The following is a 16,061-nucleotide window of genomic DNA, read 5'->3' on the forward strand; positions in this document are numbered from 1 at the left end:
CTCCGGCTCACGGAATGGCTTCGATCCGTTCCAGGTTCTCCTCGCCCCATTCACCGAGGGGCGCCATCGCCGCGTTCAGGGAATGACCGAAATCGGTCAGCGAGTACTCCACCTTCGGCGGCACCTGATGGTGCACCTCGCGGTGTACGAGGCCGCTGTGCTCCATCTCCCGGAGCTGAAGGATCAGCACCCTTTCGCTGATGCCGGCCACTGTCCGCCTCAACTCCCCGAAGCGTAACGGCCCTTCACCGAGCGAGAACAAAATCAGGCCCTTCCACTTTCCGCCCATGACGGCGATGGCGGCGTCCAGGCCGCATGTATAGGTGCGTCTCGTCATTCGACCCTCCCACGAACAAAAATGTCAGTACCCGAGAAAAATGTAGGTACTTGAGGGAATGTACGCGATCACCCAGCATGGATTCCCGTACGGAGAACAAGGGAGAGAAAACATGGCTGGGGAGAACCGCACATCCGTCACCGTCGTCGGACTGGGTTCGATGGGCAGGGCACTGGCCGAGGCGTTCCTGGCGGCGGGGCACCCGACGACCGTCTGGAACCGCACCCCGGGCCGGGCCGGGCCGTTGGCGGACCAGGGGGCGCTGCACGCCGCGTCCATCGCGGACGCGGTCGCGTCGAGTGGACTGGTCGTCATCTGCCTGACCACGTTCGAGGACACGCGCGCGGCGCTGGAGCCCGCCGCCCGTGCCTTACGGGGACGCGCCCTCGTCACCCTGAACAGCGGCTCCCCGGCCGGCGCCCGTGAGACGGCCGCGTGGGCCACCGCCCACGGCGCCCGTCTGCTCGCCGGGGCCGTCAAGAACGTGCCGTCGGCCGTGGGGAAGCCGGACACCCTCCTCTACTACAGCGGGGACAAGGCCGTCTTCGACGAACACGAGAGGACCCTGAGAGTGCTGGGCGGCGACACCGTCCATCTCGGGGAGGAGCCCGATCTCGCCGCGCTGTACGAGATGGCGGTGGGCGCGATGCTGCTGCCCGCGCTCGTCGGCTTCTTCCAGGGGGCCGCGGCCGTCCAGGCACGCGGGCTGCGGGCGGACACGATGGTGCGGTTCGCCGGCAAGTGGCTGGACATGCTCAAAGAGCTGCTGCCGGTCTTCGCCGCGGAGATCGACAGCGGTGACTACGGCGACGCCGCGAGTTCCGTGAACCTCTTCCTCGCGGCCGCGGCCCATGACGACGACCTGACGGAGGAGACGAACGTCGACACCACCTGGCTGGCTCCCCTGCACGACCTGGTGCGGCGGGCGGCCGAGGCGGGCCACGGCGAGCACAGCATCTCGGCACTGACGGAAGTGCTCAGGAAGTCGCCACAGCGGGCGTGACGCCACCAAGGGGGCGGAGATGCCCGGAGAGGGAGGTCGGCCGCCCCGGAACAGGGGGGGTGGTTCCGAGGCGGCCGTCCGGACCGGAACGTCGCGCGCCCCGGGGGGTTTGGGGCGGGCGACTGTCCGATCGGTGAGGAGATCCAGAGCCTCAGGCTCCGGTTGTGTGCGCGAGGGCACGACCAGGTCGAAGCTGGGGAGGCCTCGGCCTGATGTCACCCACAGTCCCCTGTGGGCGGGGTGTATCTCTCATCTGGGTAGAACCTACGACAGGGGCTGGGCTCAGGACAGGCCACAGGGCCCGCTGCCATCCACCTCGCACACCTTCTTCACACGCTCGTCAGATACGCGCGAAGGCCTGCTCGATGATGTCGAGGCCCTCGTTCAGCAGGTCCTCGCCGATCACCAGCGGGGGCAGGAAGCGGAGCACGTTGCCGTAGGTGCCACAGGTCAGGACCAGCAGGCCCTCGGCGTGGCAGGCCTTGGCGAGCGCGGCGGTCGCCTCCGGGTTCGGCTCCTTGGTGGCGCGGTCCTTGACCAGCTCGATTGCGATCATCGCGCCACGGCCCCGGACGTCGCCGATGATGTCGAACTTGTCCTGCATGGCGGAAAGGCGCGCCTTCATCACGGCCTCGATGTTCTTCGCCCGGGCGTTGAGGTCGAGCTCCTTCATGGTCTCGATCGAGCCCAGGGCGCCCGCGCAGGCGACCGGGTTGCCGCCGTAGGTGCCGCCCAGACCGCCGGCGTGCGCGGCGTCCATGATCTCGGCGCGCCCGGTCACGGCGGCGAGCGGCAGACCGCCGGCGATGCCCTTGGCGGTGGTGATCAGATCCGGGACGACGCCCTCGTCCTCGCACGCGAACCACTGCCCCGTACGGCAGAAGCCGGACTGGATCTCGTCGGCGACGAAGACGATGCCGTGGTCGGAGGCGAACTTGCGGATCGCCGGCAGGAAGCCCTTGGCCGGCTCGATGAAACCGCCCTCGCCGAGCACCGGCTCGATGATGACCGCGGCGACGTTCTCCGCGCCGACCTGCTTGCTGATCTGGTCGATGGCCTGCGCGGCGGCCTCGGGGCCGGCGTTCTCGGGGCCGGTCGGCCAGCGGTAGCCGTACGCCACGGGCACGCGGTACACCTCGGGCGCGAACGGCCCGAAGCCGTGCTTGTACGGCATGTTCTTGGACGTCAGCGCCATGGTCAGGTTGGTGCGCCCGTGGTAGCCGTGGTCGAACACCACGACGGCCTGCCGCTTCGTGTACGACCGCGCGATCTTCACGGCGTTCTCGACGGCCTCGGCGCCGGAGTTGAACAGCGCGCTCTTCTTGGCGTGGTCACCGGGGGTCAGCTCGGCGAGTGCCTCGGCGACCTCGACGTACCCCTCGTACGGCGTGACCATGAAACAGGTGTGGGTGAAGTCGGCGAGCTGCGCGGATGCCCGGCGCACGACGGCCTCGGCGGAGGCGCCGACGGAGGTCACGGCGATGCCCGACCCGAAGTCGATCAGCCGGTTGCCGTCGACGTCCTCGATGATCCCGCCCCCGGCCCGCGCCGTGAACACGGGCAGCACGGACCCCACACCCTGCGCGACCGCGGCGGTACGGCGGGCCTGCAACTCCTGCGACTTCGGTCCGGGAATGGCGGTGACGACGCGGCGCTCCTGCGGAAGTGCGGTCATGCGGGGCTCCTGGGGTGGTGCGGACGGGGGTGTGCGGACGGGGGTGTACGGACACTTCGCTTCTTTTCTCGCAGGCTAGGGCGGGGGGAGGGGGGTGGGCATGCTCCATGTGGGCGTTGTCGGCGGGGCGGCTTGTCCGGGGTGGACATGGCGGTCTCGTGGCCCGGTGCCCACGCCTCGGCCGTGTAAGCGGTGAACTCCCCAGGGGAGGGCGTTAGATTGGCTCGCTGATGGTGGACGGAGCGGCTGGTCAGGGGGCAAGGGCGATGGACAGCGACGGGACGCAGGAGGCCCGGGGTACGCATGCGAACCCGGTGCCGCGTCCGGCGGGGCCGCCGGAGGTGCCCGCGGGGCCACCGGACGTGCCCGGAGCGCCGCCGAACGGCCATGGCGCTCCGCCGGGGATGCCCGCGGTGCCGCCGGACGGCCCCGGCGTGCCGCCGGACGGCCCCGGCGTGCCGTCGAACGGATCCGGTGCGGCGTCGGGCGGATCCGGTGCGGCGTCGGGCGGATCCGCTGTGCCTCCCCGGCCGGCCCGGGCGCCAGGGGTGCCTCCGATGCCGGACGGCTCCTCCTTCCTGACGTGGCTGCGCACGCCCCGGCCCGAGGCACCGCCCGGCGTGTGGCGGTTCGGGCACCGGCCGCGGCCGGCTGAGGAGCCGGAGCGGATTCCGACACGGCAGCTGGTGGGCGGTGCGGTGATCGCGTTCCTGTGCGGTTGGCTGCTGTGCTCGCTGCTGTACAACGGCTATCTCGGCGGCTTCTGGCTCTGGCCGTGGTTCGTGCTGGCGCCGGATTCCTGGGTTCTCGGCAAGGCCGGGGCCGTGGGAGGCGTGGCCTCGTACATCTACGAAGGCCTCGTGTTCCTCGCGATCTTCGCGCTCTTCGGAAGGGTCGGGCATTGGCCTGAGCTGTGGCGCCGGTACGGCCCGGCCGCCTGGCGCCGCAGCATGCCGGGTGACCCGCCGCAGCCCGCTCCCGAAGCCGACCCCGCCGAGTGGCCCGCCCTTCGTGCCGCTGGAGCCGTCGACGCCGCCGAGCGGCTTGCCGCCGACGCGCGGGCCGGGCTCATGAGGGACGTCGACCATGCCCGGATCGCCCGCGCCTGGCAGGGCGTGCGCAGTGGTCGGCACAGTCTGGCGACCTTCAGCGGTGCAGTGCTCCAGGACGGTGCCGCCGCCTGCCTGCACCCCTCCGGCGCCCGCGACCTGCCCACCCGGCTGGCCCGGCACGACTTGCTCACCGGGCAGGTGCGGCTCGGCACCAGCGCCGACGATCCGCGCAATCCGTACGCCTACCGCGGCACCGGCCTCGCCCTCGGCCCGGAACTGCTGGGCACCTCCCTGCTCGCCGTCGGCCCCGCCGGCTCCGGAAAGACAGGAGCCGTCGTGCGGCCCCTCGCCGAGTCGCTGTGTCTGCATGCTCTCGCCGGGCGGGCCGCCGTCGTCGTGGTCGGGGCGGCGGGGGCCGGGCTCGGGCCGTCCGACGCGTATGACGTCGTCGTGCGGATCGGGAACCAGGACTCCGAGTACGACCTGGATCTGTACGGGGGGACCGGCGACCCGGACGAGGCCGCGGCCGTGCTCGCCGAGGCGCTGGTGGGGGATCTCGCCGATCCGCACCCGGGCAGTGACAGCAGGCGTTCCACGACCGTGCTCGCCCAGCTGCTCGGGCCGTTCCGGGCGGTGCACGGGCGTTTTCCGTCCGTACCGGAGCTGCGGCAGCTGCTGGACGGGGCGCCGGGGCCGCTGGCCGCGCTGCGGCAGGGGCTTCAGGACGCCGGGCAGGAGTCGCTGCTGCGGGAACTGGACGCCCGGGAGCGGCAGATGGGACAGCCGGGCGATGTCGGCGGGGTGCTCGCGGACCGGGTGGCCTTGCTGGACCGGCCGGCCTTCGCCCCCTTCTTCGACACGTCCGGGGCCACCCGGCCCTTCACCCTCAAGGCCCTCGACCATCCCGTCCGGGTGCGGATCGACCTGCCCGAGCGCGGGCACGCCGACGCCTCCCGGATGCTGGCGCGGCTGGTGCTCGCGCAGTTCACGGCGAGTGTCGCCGTACGGGAGGACCGGTCGCTGTTCGCCTGTCTGCTGCTCGACGACGCGACCGGGGTGGTGACGCCCGAGGCCGTGCGCGGCATCCAGCGGCTGCGGTCCGGCAACGCCGGGGTCGTGCTGACCCTGCGGACGCTGGACGACGTGCCCCGGCCGCTGCGCGGGCCGCTGCTCGGGGCCACCGGCTGCCGGATGGCGCTGTCGGGACTCACCCCGTGGGACGGGCAGGACTTCGCCGAGGTGTGGGGCAAGGAGTGGACCGAGGCCCGGGACGTCACCGACCGGCAGATCATCGCGGAGACGCCCGCGGGCAAGGCCGTGCACATGCTGCGGCGGGTCATCACCGGCCAGGCCCCGACCGCGCGGGCGGTGACGGTGCGGCAGGTCGAACGGGAGCGCTGGTCCGCCTCCGAGCTGGCGCACGGAGTGCCGGCCGGGCACGCGGTGCTGTCGCTGACCGATGTGAAGGGCGAGCACGCGCCGCCGCTGCTGGTGGATCTGCGGGGCTGACGGCTTCCGGCCGGTGCGGGTTCGCGGGGACCGTACGGTGAGGCAGAATCGTCACAGGTCGTTCATACGTGGCGGCCAAAAGCGCACAAAGATCACACACGTCCTGACGCAGACCTGAAGGCCTCATGCCCCCGACGCTCGCCTCGCTCGTCCACCACTCCGCGCTGAAACTCACCGTGCGGGCGGGCGAAGACCGCCTCGACGTGCCGGTCCGCTGGGCGCACGTCAGCGAGCTCGCCGACCCCGTCCCCTACATGGAGGGCGGGGAACTGCTGCTGATCACCGCGCTCAAACTGGACGCCGAGGACCCGGAGGCCATGCGCCGCTACGTACGGCGGCTGGTCGGGGCCGGGGTGGTCGGGCTCGGTTTCGCCGTCGGCGTCAACTACGAGGAGATCCCCAAGGCGCTGGTCGACGCGGCCGAGGAGGAGGGCCTGCCGCTGCTGGAGGTGCCGCGCCGCACGCCTTTCCTCGCCATCAGCAAGGCCGTGTCCGCCGCGATCGCCGCCGACCAGTACCGCTCCGTCACGGCCGGGTTCGCCGCCCAGCGCGAGCTGACCAGGCAGGCCCAGACGGGCGGGCCCGAGGGGCTGCTGGCCGCGCTGGCCTCGCAGGTCGACGGATGGGCCGCGCTGTACGACGCCTCGGGCGCCGTCGTCGCCACGGCACCGGAGTGGGCCGGGCGGCGGGCCGCGCGGCTCACCGGCGACGTGCAGAGGCTGCGGGAACGGCCCGCGCCCGCGTCGTCGGTGGTCGGCGGACCGGAGCACGAGGACCGGGTCGAACTGCACACCATCGGCACGGGCCGGCGCCCCCGCGCGGCCCTCGCCGTGGGCACGGCCGCCGCCCTCGGCACCGCCGAGCGCTACGCCGTCCACTCGGCCATCGCGCTGCTGACCCTGACCACGGAACGCTCCCGGTCCCTCCAGGCGGCCGAGCAGCGGATCGGCGCTGCGGTGCTGCGCATGCTGCTGGCCGGGGAGCCGGACCACGCGCGCGCGGTCGCCGGGGACCTGTACGGCGAGCTGCTGGACGCGCCGTTCCGGATGCTGGTCGCGGAGCGGGTGCCGGTGTCGGCCTCGGCCGCGCTGGTCCGTGCCGATGCCCCGGCCGGCGCCCCGGCGCTCGAGCGGCCGTCGGCCGCCGCGCTCGCCGCGGCCGACACGGGCGGAGACCCCCTCGCGGCGCTCGCCGACGTCATGGAGTCCGCCGCGGCCCGGGCCGGCGAGGCCGTCCTCGTGGTGCCGGAGGGGGAACGGCTGGTGGTGCTGGCCGCGGACGGCGGTGCCGCCGCGGCGGCCTGCGGGGAGTACGCGGCCGCCCTGGAGTCGGCCCGCGCGGGCGTACGCGAGAAGGTACCGGGCGGGGAGGACGACGAGCTGGTCGTGGGCCTGTCGGCGCCGGCCGGGCCCATCGCCGCGTCCGCCGCGTACAAGCAGGCCGAGCAGGCGCTGTCGGTGGCGCGGCGGCGCGGGCGCGTCCTCGTGGAGCACGAGCAGATGGCGGCCGGATCCGTGCTGCCGCTGCTGGCGGACGACGCGGTGCGGGCCTTCGCCGACGGGATGCTGCGGCCGCTGTACGAGCACGACGCCACGGGCCGCGGCGACCTCGTCGCCTCCCTGCGCGCCTGGCTGTCCCGGCACGGCCAGTGGGACGCGGCGGCGGCCGACCTCGGCGTCCACCGCCACACCCTCCGCTACCGCATGCGCCGGGTCGAGGAGATCCTCGGCCGCTCCCTGGACGACGCCGACGTACGGATGGAGCTCTGGCTCGCCCTGAAGGCGACTTCCACCGACTAGAGCCCGTGTGCCAAACCGTAGTGTCCCCACCCGTCACTGCTACGCCCCGGACAAACGACCTTCGGCCACCCCGCCCCTACCGTGGGACCCGCAGCACAGGACCACCCCCAACGCCGAAGGGCCGGAACACCTATGACTTCCACCCACGCCTTCTGGCTCGCCGGCCGTGAGGCCACCGGCGAGGACACCTTCGATGTCACCTCCCCGTGGGACGGGCGGCTCGTCGGCAAGGTGAGCGTGCCGACGGACGCGCAGGTCGAGGAGGCCGTGGCCGCCGCGTACGCCGTGCGGGACGAGTTCGCCGCCACCCCGGCGCACGTGCGCGCCGCCGCCCTCGACCACGTCAGCAAGCGCCTCGTGGAGCGCACCGAGGAGATCGCGCAGTTGATCTCCGCCGAGAACGGCAAGCCACTGAAGTGGGCACGCGGCGAGGTGGGCCGGGCGGTGTCCGTCTTCCGGTTCGCGGCCGAGGAGGCCCGGCGGTTCAACGGCGGCGAGGCCCAGCGGCTCGACACCGACCTCGGCGGCCAGGGCCGGCTCGCCCTCACCCGCCGCTTCCCGAAGGGCGTCGTACTCGGCATCGCGCCCTTCAACTTCCCGCTCAACCTCTGCGCCCACAAGGTCGCCCCGGCCATCGCCGCCGGCGCCCCGATCATCCTCAAGCCGGCCCCGGCGACCCCGCTGTCCGGTCTGGTCATCGGCGAGCTGCTGGCCGAGACCGAGCTGCCCGCGGGCTCCTGGAGCATCCTGCCGGTCGCCAATGACAGGATGCCCGCCCTGGTGCAGGACGAGCGCCTGCCCGTGATCTCCTTCACCGGCTCCGAGAAGGTCGGCTACGCGATCATGGACTCGGTGCCGCGCAAGCACTGCACCCTGGAGCTGGGCGGCAACGGCGCGGCCGTCGTCCTCGCCGACTGGGCGAGCGACGAGGACCTGGACCGGGCGGCGAACCGCATCGCCACCTTCTCCAACTACCAGGGCGGCCAGTCCTGCATCTCCGTCCAGCGGGTCATCGCGGACGCCTCCGTGTACGACCGGCTGCTGCCGCGCATCGTCGCCGCCGTCGAGGCACAGGTCACCGGCGACCCGAGCGACGACGCGACCGACGTCGGGCCGCTGGTCAGCGAGGACGCCGCCCAGCGCGTCGAGACGTGGGTCCGGGAGGCGGTCGACGCCGGTGCCGCGCTGCTCACCGGCGGCAAGCGCGACGGCGCCTCGTACGCGCCGACCGTGCTGGCCGACGTACCGGCCGACGTCACCCTCTCCTGCGAGGAGGTCTTCGGACCGGTCCTCACCGTACAGAAGGTGAACGGCGAGGCCGAGGCCTTCGCCGCCGTCAACGACTCCAAGTACGGCCTCCAGGCGGGCGTCTTCACTCATGACCTCCAGACCGCCTTCCGGGCCCACCGCGCCCTGGAGGTCGGCGGCGTCGTCGTCGGCGACGTGCCGTCCTACCGCGCCGACCAGATGCCGTACGGCGGCGTCAAGCAGTCCGGTGTGGGCCGGGAGGGCGTGCGGTTCGCGATGGAGGACTACACGTACGAGCGCGTGATGGTGCTCACCGGCATCGCTCTCTAGCTCATGGGAACCATTTTCATATAGACTGGGCGAAGAGGCCCGGCACCGATGCCTTCCGGTGCCGGGCCCCTTCTTTTACGCCGGCCTGCTCCGGACCCTCAACCGGAGAAGCCGACGTGCGCGAGCCGCAGCGGGCCGCGCAGTCTCAGGTGCACGTCGTGCACGCCCGCGGCGGCGACGGACGCGCGAAGCGAGACGTAGTCGTACGGGCCCGGCGTGGGTGTGCCGGGCGACAGCACCGCGAGTACCGGCCCGCCGTCGAGGGACAGTTCGACCGTGCCCTCACCGGCCACCTCCATCGTCACCTCGGCGATGCCGCGCCCGAAGTCGCAGCGGCGGTAGACCAGTTCGCCCGTGGCCGCGTCCACCGGCGTCACCGCGTCGCCCGACACCTTCGTACGGTCGACGATCTCGATACCGCTCTGCTCGTCGAAGCCGGCCGCGGCCAGACCGCCCGCGACGACCGCGCGCGGCAGGGCGGGCTCGCCGTCGAGCGTGACGGTCGTCCGCAGCCGGACGTCCTCGCTGGAGGCCCCGGCCAGCAGCTCGTACGCGCCCGGCTCCCGACGCCACCGGTCCTGCGCCACGTCCCAGAACTCGAAGGCGCCCAGCGGCACCCGGAAACCCAGCTCCGTCGTCGCCCCGGGGGCGAGGGTGACGCGGCGGTGGTCCAGCAGCTCGCGGCGCGGACGCGGTACGGACGGGTCGACGGCCCGGGTGTAGAGCTGGGCGACCTCGTCGGCGGTGACGTCACCGGTGTTGGTGACCGTGAAGGAGACGTGCACCGAGCCGTCCGCCACCCGGGCCGTCAGGCCGTCGTACGCGAATGACGTGTACGACAGGCCGTGCCCGAAGGGGAACAGGGGCGTGCCCTCGAAGTACAGGTACGTCTGACGGCTCCCGATCACGTCGTAGTCGAGGAGGCCGGGCAGGTCGGCGTCGTCGGCGTACCAGGTCTGCGGGAGACGGCCGGCGGGGGAGACGTCACCGGCCAGCACGCGGGCCAGGGCGGTGCCCGCCGCCTGGCCGCCGTGCGCGGTCCACAGCACGGCCGGGAGGTCCGCCGGGTCGACCGCGTACGGGTAGGCGGAGACCAGCGCCAGCACGGTCGCCGGGTTCGCCGCGCGGGCGGCCCGCAGCAGCCGTTCCTGGTGCGCGGGCAGCCGCAGGGTCGTACGGTCCTCGGTCTCCCGGCCGTTGATGTGCGGGTCGTTGCCCGCGACCACCACGACCACGTCGGCCTGCGCGGCGGCCCGCGCCACCGCTTCCTCGCCGCGCTCGGTGACGACCAGCTCGAAGACCTCGGGATCTTCGTCGGCAACCTTCAGGCCGTCGGCGGAGACACACACGTGGCGACCCGTTCCCAGGTGCTTCAGGAGGTGCCCGTTCTCGTGCGGTTCCAGTCGGAACGTCTCCTGGACGACCCAGCCGCCCGGCTGGTCGGCGGAGGCGCGGACGCGGCCGTCGTCGGCGACCGAGAGGTAGCGGCCGTCGGGCGCGCGCAGGGTCAGCACGCCCTCGCCCCAGTCGACCAGCGCCAGCTCTGTGCCGGTCGCGTCGGTGGTGAGCGCGGGCAGGTCGGTGCGGCCCGCGAGCAGCGCCGGGTCGAGCGCGCCCTCGGCGCCGCGCACCTCGTCGGCGGCGTCCTCGACCACCGGTACGTGCAGGAAGGCGCCCGCGGAGGTCTTCAGCCGGACCCGGTCCACACCCTCCGCGAACTCCACCCGCTCCGCGCCGAACCGCTCGTACAGGCCCTCCAGCGGGGTCGAGCGGTGCAGGAGCGTGCCGCTGTACCAGTCGAGCTTGCACTCGTCGGCGAGCAGCCCGACCACCGCGACCCGGGCGTCCGGGGCGAGCGGCAGCACGCCGTCGTTCTTGAGCAGCACGACGGCCTGCTCGGCGGCCTCCTGTGCGAGAGCGCGGTGCGCCGGGGTGTCGAACTCGCTGGTGGCGTCGTGCGGGTCGTACTCCGGGTCGAACTCACCCAGCCGGAAGCGGACCGAGAGCTGGCGGCGGACGGCCGTGTCGACGTCGGCCTCGGTCAGCAGCCCGCGCTCCAGGGCGCCGCGCAGACGCCCGATCATCTGCGAGGAGTCCGTGCCGTGGTCCGTGAAGCTGTCGACGCCCGCCACGAGGGAGGCTGCGGTGGCCTCCTCGTGCGTGTCGAAGTAGTGCTCGGAGTCGACCAGGTTGCTCGGCGCGCCCGCGTCCGAGCAGACCAGCAGGTCCTCCTCGGTCCAGGCGCGCAGATGCTCGCCCAGGTAAGGGGAGACGTGGTTGGGGCGGCCGTTGACCAGGTTGTACGCCGGCATCACCCCGGCCACCGCACCCGCCTCGACGGTCTCGCGAAAGGCCTTCAGGTCGTACTCGTGCAGCACGCGCGGGCGCACCGAGCTCGACGTCGTGGACCGGTCCGTCTCGTTGTTGTGGGCGAGCCAGTGCTTCAGCACGGGAGCGGTGCGCCAGTAGGTCGGGTGGTCGCCGCGCAGGCCGTGCGTGTAAGCCGTGGCGATCGCCGAGGTGAGCTTCGGGTCCTCCGAGTAGCCCTCCTCGTTGCGACCCCACAGGGGGTGGCGCAGCAGGTTGACCGTCGGCGCCCAGACGTTGAGGCCGACCCGGTCGTCCTTGGCGCGCATCGCGCGGATCTCCTTGGACACCGCGTCGCCGACACGCCGCACCAGCTCCGGGTTCCAGGTGGCGCCCAGGCCGACAGCCTGCGGGAACACCGTCGCCGGGCCCATCCACGCCACGCCGTGCAGGGCCTCCTGGCCGGTGCGGAAGGCGGCGACGCCGAGCCGTTCGACGGCGGGCGCGAACTGGTGCAGAAAGGCGATCTTCTCCGCCGGCGTGAGCCGCGACAGGAGGTCGTCGATCCGCTTCGCGAACGGCAGGCGCGGATCGCGGAACGGCGGACTGGGCGGCGTGTGTGCGGTCACGTGGGTTTCCCTCTGGGATGGAGCGGCAGGGCCCTTTCGAAGCGCTTCGATGCTCATTCGACGTGGGGGTGGGTGTCAAGACACCCCGGCGCAACAACTCCGGCCTTTCGGCGGCGTTTCATGCGGCACACGCGTCACATCACGCTTGTGCACAGCCCGGAGGAATCTTGGAATCGCCCCTTGTGCACCCCTGGGTGTTCACTTAACCTCGCAGCAACATCGAAGCGCTTCGACTGTGAAGTCCGCCACCTGGTGGTGCGCACTCCCCGTCACGCGTCGGAGTATCGCTTCGGCTCAGCCAGTTCCACTCGAGACACCGCAGCCGACGGCCCACCGCCGGGTGTCCTGGTGCGCCATGAAGGGTTGACGCAATGACGCCGAACGCCGCCTCCGCCTCCTCCGGACCCAGCCGGAGAAGTTTCCTCGCCTCCACGGCGGTCGCCACCGCAGCGGTGGCGGGCGGGATGCCGCTGCTTGCCGCGTGCGGCGGGTCGGACAGCGGGTCGCGGGACGGGACCACGTCGGGCAAGGACGCCAAGAAGATCCTGCCGGCCTTCGTGGCCAACAACGTGGTGAAGCCGGACATCCCGGCCAAGAACGGCTCGGCGATCGGTTTCACCAGCAAGCTCGACCTGGCCACTTTGAAGACCTCGGTCACGAAGAAGCTCGGCAAGGGTGGCAAGGTCACCGTCATGTCGCCGTTCTGGGGCTCCCCGCCTCAGCAGAACAACGCCTACTACAGGGCGATGAACGACCTGATAGGCGTCGACGTCGTCTGGCAGAACCAGGACGGCAACACCTACGACCAGAAGCTCGGCGCCGTCCTCGCCTCCAGCAACATCCCGGATGTGGTGGTCGTCCCCGGCTGGAACATGAACGGCAAGATCCCGAGCGCCATCATCAACAAGTTCGCCGACCTCGGCCCGTACCTGTCCGGGGACGCGGTCAAGGAGTACCCGAACCTCGCCGCGATCCCTACGGACGCCTGGCAGCGTTCCCTCTTCGGCGGGAAACTGCGCGGCCTGCCGCAGCCCGCCCCGTACGTCACCGGCATCGTGCCGCTGTACCGCAAGGACGTCTTCGACAAGGAGGGATACGAGATCCCCCGGTCGGCGGACGAGTTCATGGCCCTGGCCAAGGAGATCACCAACGCCAAGGCCAAGCGGTGGGCCTGCCTCGACATGAAGTGGACCGCCTTCCAGAACTTCGGGGTGCTTCCGGGCAGCGAGAAGCCGCTGTGGTGGAACCTCGTCGACGGCAAGCTGATGTGCCGCATCGAGACCGAGGAGTACCTCGAGGCCCTGGAGTGGGCCCGCAAGCTCTTCGCCGCCGGAGTCGTCCACCCCGACTCCGAGATGGGCAAGAACGCCCCCGACCCGGGCCCCAAGTTCGCGGCGGGCGAGTTCCTGATCTACCCCAACAACATCACCCAGTGGTGGAGCCGCACCGCTGAACAGGCCACCCAGAGCCCGGACTTCAAGATCTGGGGCATGGACGTCTGGGGCCACGACGGCGGCAACCCCACCCTGTGGGCCGATCAGCCCGCCGGCATCTTCGCCTTCGTCAACAAGAAGGCCTCCGAGTCGGTCATCCGTGACGTGCTGGCCGTAGCCAACGTCACCGCCGCGCCGTACGGCACCAAGGAGTACATGATGACCAACTACGGCGTCGAGGGCACCCACTACTCCGTCAAGGACGGCGTCCCGGTCAAGACCGACAAGGGCAACAACGAGGTGATGAACGCCTACGTGATGGTCGCGAGCCCTGCGGCGACTCTCGCCCACCCCGACTTCCCGGACGTCGCCAAGGGCCAGGTCGAGTGGCAGCAGCGGATGGGCGCCTTCACCAAGAAGTCCTCCTTCTGGGGCATGCAGATCACCGAGCCTGGCCGCTACACCAACCTCGGCAACGACTTCGAGCAGCTCGAGGACGACATCACCCGCGGCCGCAAGAAGATCAGCGACATGCAGCAGGCCGTCTCCGACTGGAAGAGCAAGGGCGGCGACAAGCTGCGCGACTGGTACAAGAAGATCCTCGACGAGAACGGCTCGGCGGCGAGCTGACCAGGCTCTGAGGCAAGGAGAACGGCCGTGTCCCACAGCACGGTGCCTCGGAGCAGGGCCGAGGCCGACATGACGGAGAAGACCCCGGTGGCGTCCGGTGGCGCCACCGGTTCACCGGAGAAGCGACCCTCGGGGAAACTGAGCCTGTGGCTCAGGTTCAGACGCGACCGCGTCCTGCTCCTGATGACCCTGCCGGCCGTCGTACTGGTCCTGGTCTTCAACTACCTGCCGATCCTCGGCAACGTCGTCGCCTTCCAGGACTACGACCCCTACATCAGCGACAACGGCATCGTCTCCATGCTGAACAGCCCCTTCGTGGGCATGGAGAACTTCCAGCGGATCTTCGAGGACTCGGCGTTCTGGAACGCCCTCCAGAACACGCTGGTGCTGTTCTCCCTCCAGCTCGTGCTGTTCTTCCCGATCCCGATCCTGCTCGCGCTGCTCATCAACAGCGTGGTCAGGCCCCGGGTGCGGGCGGTGGCACAGGCCGTTCTCTACCTGCCGCACTTCTTCTCCTGGGTGCTGGTCATCGCCGTCTTCCAGCAGATCTTCGGCGGCGCGGGCATCCTCTCCCAGCTGCTGCGGCAGCACGATTACAACGGCCTCAACATCATGACCGACCCGAACACCTTCCCCCTCCTGATCACCGCGCAGAGCGTGTGGAAGGACGCCGGGTGGGGGATCATCGTCTTCCTCGCCGCGCTGGCCTCGGTCAGCCCGGACCTGTACGAGGCCGCCGCGATGGACGGCGCCGGCCGCTGGCGCCGCATGTGGCATGTCACGCTGCCCGCGCTGCGCCCGGTGATCGCCTTGCTGCTGGTCCTGCGGGTCGGCGACGCCCTCACCGTCGGTTTCGAGCAGATCCTGCTGCAACGCGACGCCGTCGGACCGGGCGCGGCCGAGGTCCTCGACACCTTCGTGTGGTGGAACGGCGTGCGCAACCAGGACTTCGGCTACGCGGCCGCCGCAGGACTCATCAAGGGCGTGATCAGCATCGGCTTGGTCCTCGCCGCGAACAAGGTGGCCCATCTTATGGGCGAGCAGGGGGTGTACAAGAAGTGAGCGCCGTCATCGACAAGCCGGTGAAGGAACCTGGCTGGTGGGAGGCGCCGCCCCGGCCGGCCTGGGAGGAGGCGCCCTCCAGGGCCGGTCTCGCCGGCAAGGGTCTCGCCCTGTCGCTGGCCTGCCTGGCGATTCTCTTCCCGCTGTGGATCGTGGTCGTCACCAGCCTGTCCTCACGCAAGACCATCGACGAGGCCGGCGGCCTGGTGATGGTGCCCAAGGACATCACCTTCATCGCCTACAAGGAACTGCTCAGCGGCGGCCAGGTCACCCGTGCGGCGATCATCAGCGTCCTCGTCACCCTGGTCGGCACGCTGTTCTCGATGACGGTGTCCGTCCTGTGTGCCTACGGCCTGTCCCGCAGCGGCTCCCTCGGCCATCGCTGGATCCTGATGATGCTGCTGGCGACCATGTTCTTCAGCGCCGGTCTCATCCCGACCTACCTTCTGGTGCAGTCCCTCGGCCTGACCGACAGCTATCTGGCGCTGATCCTGCCGAGTGCCCTCAGCGTCTTCAACATCCTCGTGCTGCGCGGCTTCTTCATGGGGATCTCGCAGGAGCTCATCGACAGTGCGCGGATCGACGGGGCGGGGGACTTCCGGATCCTGCGGCAGATCGTCATGCCGTTGTCGCGGGCGGTGCTCGCCGTTATCACGCTGTTCTACGCCGTCGGGTACTGGAGCGCCTGGTTCAACGCCTCCCTGTACCTGAACGACCAGGACATGATGCCGTTGCAGAACGTCATGATCCAGCTGGTGCAGAAGCAGGAAGCACCGGTCGGGTTGGGCCAGGCCATCAAGACCGGGCAGCTGTCGGGCCTGGCCGTGCAGATGGCCGTCATGGTGATGGCCCTCCTGCCGGTCGCCGTCCTGTCGCCCTTCATCCAGAAGCACTTCAAGAAGGGCATGCTCACGGGGGCCGTCAAGGGGTGATGCCCCTTGTGTGAGTTCTCGCCGTAGGGCTTTCGGTCTGTGTGTCGAGCGCGGCTTCGTTGTGGGTTGTTCGCGCAGTTCCCCGCGCCCCCGAGAAGGGGCATCCACTTCTCCC

Annotated in this window: 10 protein-coding genes and 1 pseudogene; 7 read left to right on the plus strand and 4 right to left on the minus strand. The window is 71.0% G+C overall.

What is annotated here, in order from left to right; translation table 11 throughout:
• Nucleotides 1–7: 7 nt before the first annotated feature.
• Nucleotides 8–337 carry a winged helix-turn-helix transcriptional regulator gene (locus HDA41_RS28840; RefSeq protein ID WP_184988853.1) on the minus strand — a complete coding sequence of 110 codons (330 nt, stop codon included), beginning with the start codon at nucleotides 335–337 and terminating at the stop codon, nucleotides 8–10.
• A gap of 112 nt (nucleotides 338–449) precedes the next feature.
• Between HDA41_RS28840 and HDA41_RS28845 the strand changes: the two genes are divergently transcribed.
• On the plus strand, nucleotides 450–1,340 hold the full coding sequence (locus HDA41_RS28845; protein ID WP_184988856.1) for an NAD(P)-dependent oxidoreductase: 891 nt from the start codon (nucleotides 450–452) through the stop codon (nucleotides 1,338–1,340).
• Nucleotides 1,341–1,368: 28 nt separating this feature from the next.
• On the opposite strand, the pseudogene HDA41_RS41610 reads toward HDA41_RS28845, so the two are convergent.
• Both HDA41_RS41610 and gabT read right to left on the minus strand, forming a co-directional pair.
• Nucleotides 1,369–1,593, minus strand: a pseudogene (locus tag HDA41_RS41610) (phosphatase PAP2 family protein); the annotation flags it as partial.
• Nucleotides 1,594–1,680: 87 nt separating this feature from the next.
• The gene (gene gabT / locus HDA41_RS28850; protein WP_184988857.1) at nucleotides 1,681–3,015 is read right to left on the minus strand and encodes a 4-aminobutyrate--2-oxoglutarate transaminase; all 1,335 of its coding nucleotides are present in this window, start codon (nucleotides 3,013–3,015) and stop codon (nucleotides 1,681–1,683) included.
• Nucleotides 3,016–3,281: 266 nt separating this feature from the next.
• On the opposite strand from gabT, the gene HDA41_RS28855 reads away from it, so the two are divergent.
• The 3 genes from HDA41_RS28855 (at nucleotide 3,282) to HDA41_RS28865 (ending at nucleotide 8,953) form a co-directional block, all read left to right on the plus strand.
• Nucleotides 3,282–5,576, plus strand: coding sequence for an ATP-binding protein (locus tag HDA41_RS28855; RefSeq protein WP_184988860.1), 2,295 nt, complete (start codon nucleotides 3,282–3,284; stop codon nucleotides 5,574–5,576).
• A gap of 125 nt (nucleotides 5,577–5,701) precedes the next feature.
• On the plus strand, nucleotides 5,702–7,375 hold the full coding sequence (locus tag HDA41_RS28860) for a PucR family transcriptional regulator (RefSeq protein ID WP_184988863.1): 1,674 nt from the start codon (nucleotides 5,702–5,704) through the stop codon (nucleotides 7,373–7,375).
• A 132-nt stretch (nucleotides 7,376–7,507) separates the two neighbouring features.
• Nucleotides 7,508–8,953, plus strand: a complete 1,446-nt coding sequence (locus HDA41_RS28865; RefSeq protein WP_184988866.1) for an aldehyde dehydrogenase family protein — start codon at nucleotides 7,508–7,510, stop codon at nucleotides 8,951–8,953.
• 98 nt (nucleotides 8,954–9,051) lie between these two features.
• Here HDA41_RS28865 and HDA41_RS28870 read toward each other — a convergent pair whose 3' ends face one another.
• The gene (locus HDA41_RS28870) at nucleotides 9,052–11,889 is read right to left on the minus strand and encodes a glycoside hydrolase family 3 C-terminal domain-containing protein (RefSeq protein WP_184988869.1); all 2,838 of its coding nucleotides are present in this window, start codon (nucleotides 11,887–11,889) and stop codon (nucleotides 9,052–9,054) included.
• A 371-nt stretch (nucleotides 11,890–12,260) separates the two neighbouring features.
• Between HDA41_RS28870 and HDA41_RS28875 the strand changes: the two genes are divergently transcribed.
• From HDA41_RS28875 to HDA41_RS28885, 3 genes are read left to right on the plus strand one after another with little or no spacing between them, the layout of a single operon-like run.
• Nucleotides 12,261–13,952, plus strand: coding sequence for an extracellular solute-binding protein (locus HDA41_RS28875; RefSeq protein WP_184988872.1), 1,692 nt, complete (start codon nucleotides 12,261–12,263; stop codon nucleotides 13,950–13,952).
• Between the two features lie 27 nt (nucleotides 13,953–13,979).
• Nucleotides 13,980–15,014 carry an ABC transporter permease gene (locus tag HDA41_RS28880; protein WP_184988875.1) on the plus strand — a complete coding sequence of 345 codons (1,035 nt, stop codon included), beginning with the start codon at nucleotides 13,980–13,982 and terminating at the stop codon, nucleotides 15,012–15,014.
• Nucleotides 15,011–15,946 carry a carbohydrate ABC transporter permease gene (locus HDA41_RS28885; RefSeq protein WP_184988878.1) on the plus strand — a complete coding sequence of 312 codons (936 nt, stop codon included), beginning with the start codon at nucleotides 15,011–15,013 and terminating at the stop codon, nucleotides 15,944–15,946. The genes HDA41_RS28880 and HDA41_RS28885 overlap by 4 nt, the downstream gene beginning before the upstream one ends.
• Nucleotides 15,947–16,061 lie beyond the last annotated feature (115 nt).

This window comes from Streptomyces caelestis (assembly GCF_014205255.1).
Taxonomy (GTDB): Bacteria; Actinomycetota; Actinomycetes; order Streptomycetales; family Streptomycetaceae; genus Streptomyces; species Streptomyces caelestis.

Coding starts and splice junctions, on each gene's coding strand:
- HDA41_RS28860 (WP_184988863.1), top strand. CDS start 5,702: ATGCCCCCGACGCTCGCCTCGCTCGTCCACCACTCCGCGCTGAAACTC.
- HDA41_RS28875 (WP_184988872.1), top strand. CDS start 12,261: ATGACGCCGAACGCCGCCTCCGCCTCCTCCGGACCCAGCCGGAGAAGT.
- HDA41_RS28865 (WP_184988866.1), top strand. CDS start 7,508: ATGACTTCCACCCACGCCTTCTGGCTCGCCGGCCGTGAGGCCACCGGC.
- HDA41_RS28840 (WP_184988853.1), bottom strand. CDS start 337: ATGACGAGACGCACCTATACATGCGGCCTGGACGCCGCCATCGCCGTC.
- HDA41_RS28845 (WP_184988856.1), top strand. CDS start 450: ATGGCTGGGGAGAACCGCACATCCGTCACCGTCGTCGGACTGGGTTCG.
- gabT (WP_184988857.1), bottom strand. CDS start 3,015: ATGACCGCACTTCCGCAGGAGCGCCGCGTCGTCACCGCCATTCCCGGA.
- HDA41_RS28855 (WP_184988860.1), top strand. CDS start 3,282: ATGGACAGCGACGGGACGCAGGAGGCCCGGGGTACGCATGCGAACCCG.